Genomic DNA, 3,100 nt, shown 5'->3' with positions numbered 1-3,100 from the left:
GCCGAGGTACAGCTCGATCACCTTCGGGTCCTTCGCGAGCTCACGACCCGTCCCCTCATAGGCGTTGCGGCCCTGATCGAGCACGTAGCCGCGGTCGCAGATCTGCAGGCAGCGGCGGGCGTTCTGCTCGACCATGATGATCGTGACGCCCGTCTTGTTGATCTCGCGGGTGCGGATGAACGTCTCGTCCTGACGCACCGGCGACAGCCCGGCGCTCGGCTCGTCGAGCAGAAGCACCTTCGGGTTCATCATGAGCGCCCGGGCCATGGCGACCGACTGGCGCTCACCGCCCGAGAGCGACCCGGCGCGCTGCTTGCGGCGCTCGCCGAGCACCGGGAAGAGCTCCCAGATCTCGGCCACGCGCTTCGCGAACTGCTTCGGGCGCAGGAACATGCCCATCTGCATGTTCTCCTCGATCGTGAGCGAGGGGAACACGTTGTTCGTCTGCGGCACGAACCCGATGCCGGCCTGCACGAGCTGATTGGCCTTGTTGTTGGTAATGTCGCGACCCTCGAGGGTCACCGAGCCGCTGCGCACGTTCACAAGTCCGAACAGCGCCTTCAGCAGGGTCGACTTGCCGGCGCCGTTCGGGCCGATGATGCCGATCAGCTCGCCCTGGTAGGCCTCGAGGGTGCATCCGTTGAGGATGTTCACCCCCGGCAGGTAGCCGGCGATGAGGTTGTCCGCCTTGACGACGGGGGTGGCGGTGGTCTCGCTCATCGCGACTCCTCCTCGGCCTCGGCCTCGGCTTCGGCGGCCTGCTCGATCTGTTCGATGAGTCCGGTCGTGAGCGCGTCGTCGTCGCCCAGGTCCGTGTCGTGGTGGGCGCCGAGGTAGGCGTCGATCACGGCGGGGTTCTTCATGACCTTGTCGGGCGCGCCCTCGGCGACGACCTCGCCCTGGGCCATGACGACGACCCAGTCGGAGATGTGGCGCACCATGTGCATGTCGTGCTCGACGAACAGCACCGTTGTGCCGTCCTCACGCAGCGCCTGGATGTGCTCGAGCAGACTCTGGGTGAGTGCGGGATTCACGCCCGCCATCGGCTCGTCGAGCATGATCATCTGCGGGTCGCTCATCAGCGCCCGCGCCATCTCGAGCAGCTTCTTCTGCCCGCCCGAGAGGCTGCCGGCCATGTCGTCGCGCTTCGCGTCGAGCTTGAAGCGGGAGAGCAGCTCGTCGGCCTTGGCGATGTTCGCCTTCTCGGCCTTCGACCACAGCGCCGGGATGAGCCCGACGGCGAGGTTCTCGCCGGGGTTGCCCTTCGCGCCGATCAGCATGTTCTCCAGCACCGTCATGCGCGAGAGCGCCTTGGTGAGCTGGAAGGTGCGCACCATGCCGGCACGGGCGACCTTGGATGCCGCGGTGTTGCCGAGGGTGCGGCCGTCGAACGACCAGCGGGCCGCGGCATCCGAGGACGGGCCTCCGATGAGCCGCTTGGCGCTGGAGGGGCGGTCGAACCCGGTGATCAGGTTGAAGAACGTCGTCTTGCCCGCGCCGTTCGGACCGATGAGGGCCGTAATGGCGCCGCGCTGCACCTCGAGGTGGTCGACGTTGACGGCGGTCATGCCGCCGAATCGGCGCACGATGTTGTCGACGACGAGGATCGGGTCGGGCTTCGTGGCGCCGGGGGTCTCCTCGACGCCGCCGAGCTGCGTGCGGATCGCGGTGGTGACGGGGCCGAGGTCAGGCATTGAAGCTCAACTCCTTCTTCTTTCCGAGGATGCCCTGTGGTCTGAAGATCACGATGAGCATGAGCGCGACGCCGATGAACACCCACGACAGCGCCTGCGTCTGCTGCGTGTTGAGGATGGAGGTCGGGATGAACTCGCCCATGATCTGCACGATCGCGATGCGCACGACGAAGAAGATGATCGCGCCGAGCAGCGGACCGAAGATCGTCGCGGCGCCGCCGAGCAGCATGATCGTCCACAGGTTGAATGTGAGGGTGCGGCTGAAGCCGTCGGGCTGCACGGAGGCGGGGAGCACGGTCAGGATGCCGCCGAGCCCGCCGAGCACACCGCCGATGATGAGCGCCTGCATCTTGTAGGCGTAGGAGCTCTTGCCGAGGCTGCGCACGGCGTCCTCGTCCTCGCGGATGCCCTTGAGCACGCGACCCCACGGGCTGCGCATCGCGAGCCAGGTGAGCGCGAGCAGCACGGCGACGAGGCCCCAGGAGACGATGCGCGTCCACCAGTCGTTGCCCGACCCCGGGTCGGTGTTCGGGTAGGTGAACCACAGGATGGTGGTCGACCCGGTGCCCAGCGGAGACAGGTCGGTGAACGGCCCGCGGTAGGTGGGTCCGACGAGGCCCGTCGAGCCGCCCGTGATGGGCGCGAGCGCAGCGAGGCGGCCCACCATGCGCACGATCTCGGCCGCGCAGATCGTGACGATGGCGAGGTAGTCGCCGCGCAGTCTCAGCGTCGGGATGCCGAGGATCGCCGCGAACGCGACGCACGCGAGGATCGAGACGAGCACGGCGAGCCAGAACCCGCCGCCGTAGATGATCGTCAGCGCGAACCCGTAGGCGCCGAGGAGCATGAAGCCCGCCTGGCCCATGTTCATGAGACCGGTGAAGCCGAAGTGGATGTTGAGACCGATCGCCGCGATGACGTACGCCGCGGTGACCGGCGCGATCGCGTTCTCGGTGAGCTGCTGCAGCAGGGAAACCCAGAAGTCCATCAGAACCCTCCTTAGCCGATCCGCTCGCGGCGGCCGAAGATGCCCTGCGGCCGGAACAGCAGGATGATGATGAGCAGCGCCAGGGCGGTCGCGTACTTCAGGTCGCCGGGCAGCCAGATGTTGGTCAGCTCGACGATGAGGCCGATGACCATGGCACCCGCGAAGGCGCCGAACGCGGTGCCGAGTCCGCCGAGGGTGACAGCGGCGAACAGGAGGAGCAGCAGCTGGCCGCCGGTCTGCCAGTTCACGCCGTTGAGCACGAGGCCGAGCAGCACGCCCGCGAGACCCGCGAGTCCGGATCCCATGATCCACACGCCCCGGATGACGCGGTCGACGTCGATGCCCGACGCCGACGCCAGCGCCGGGTTGTCGGACACCGCGCGGGTCGCGCGGCCGAAGCGGGTGTACATGAGGCCGA

The 3,100-nt window shown here is 67.8% G+C and carries 4 protein-coding genes; all 4 read right to left on the bottom strand.

The features are described from left to right. A partial coding sequence (locus tag ASG00_RS00190; protein WP_056206097.1) for an ABC transporter ATP-binding protein occupies positions 1–720 on the bottom strand: 720 nt, incomplete at its 3' end. Then, complete coding sequence (locus ASG00_RS00185) at positions 717–1,694, bottom strand: ABC transporter ATP-binding protein (RefSeq protein WP_045246620.1); 978 nt, start codon at positions 1,692–1,694, stop codon at positions 717–719. The genes ASG00_RS00190 and ASG00_RS00185, both read right to left, overlap by 4 nt. Then, positions 1,687–2,682: a branched-chain amino acid ABC transporter permease gene (locus ASG00_RS00180; protein WP_056206027.1), complete on the bottom strand. Its 996-nt coding sequence runs from the start codon at positions 2,680–2,682 to the stop codon at positions 1,687–1,689. Before ASG00_RS00180 ends, ASG00_RS00185 begins: the two co-directional genes overlap by 8 nt. 11 nt (positions 2,683–2,693) lie before the next feature. After that, the coding region (locus ASG00_RS15915; protein ID WP_442922549.1) for an ABC transporter permease subunit at positions 2,694–3,100 on the bottom strand (407 nt) is incomplete at its 5' end.

The sequence above is a fragment of the Microbacterium sp. Leaf351 genome (genome assembly GCF_001423825.1).
Lineage (GTDB): Bacteria > Actinomycetota > Actinomycetes > Actinomycetales > Microbacteriaceae > Microbacterium > Microbacterium ginsengisoli.
The sequence above is the reverse complement of the archived record's forward strand: the minus strand, read 5'-3'. Positions and strand labels throughout refer to the sequence as shown.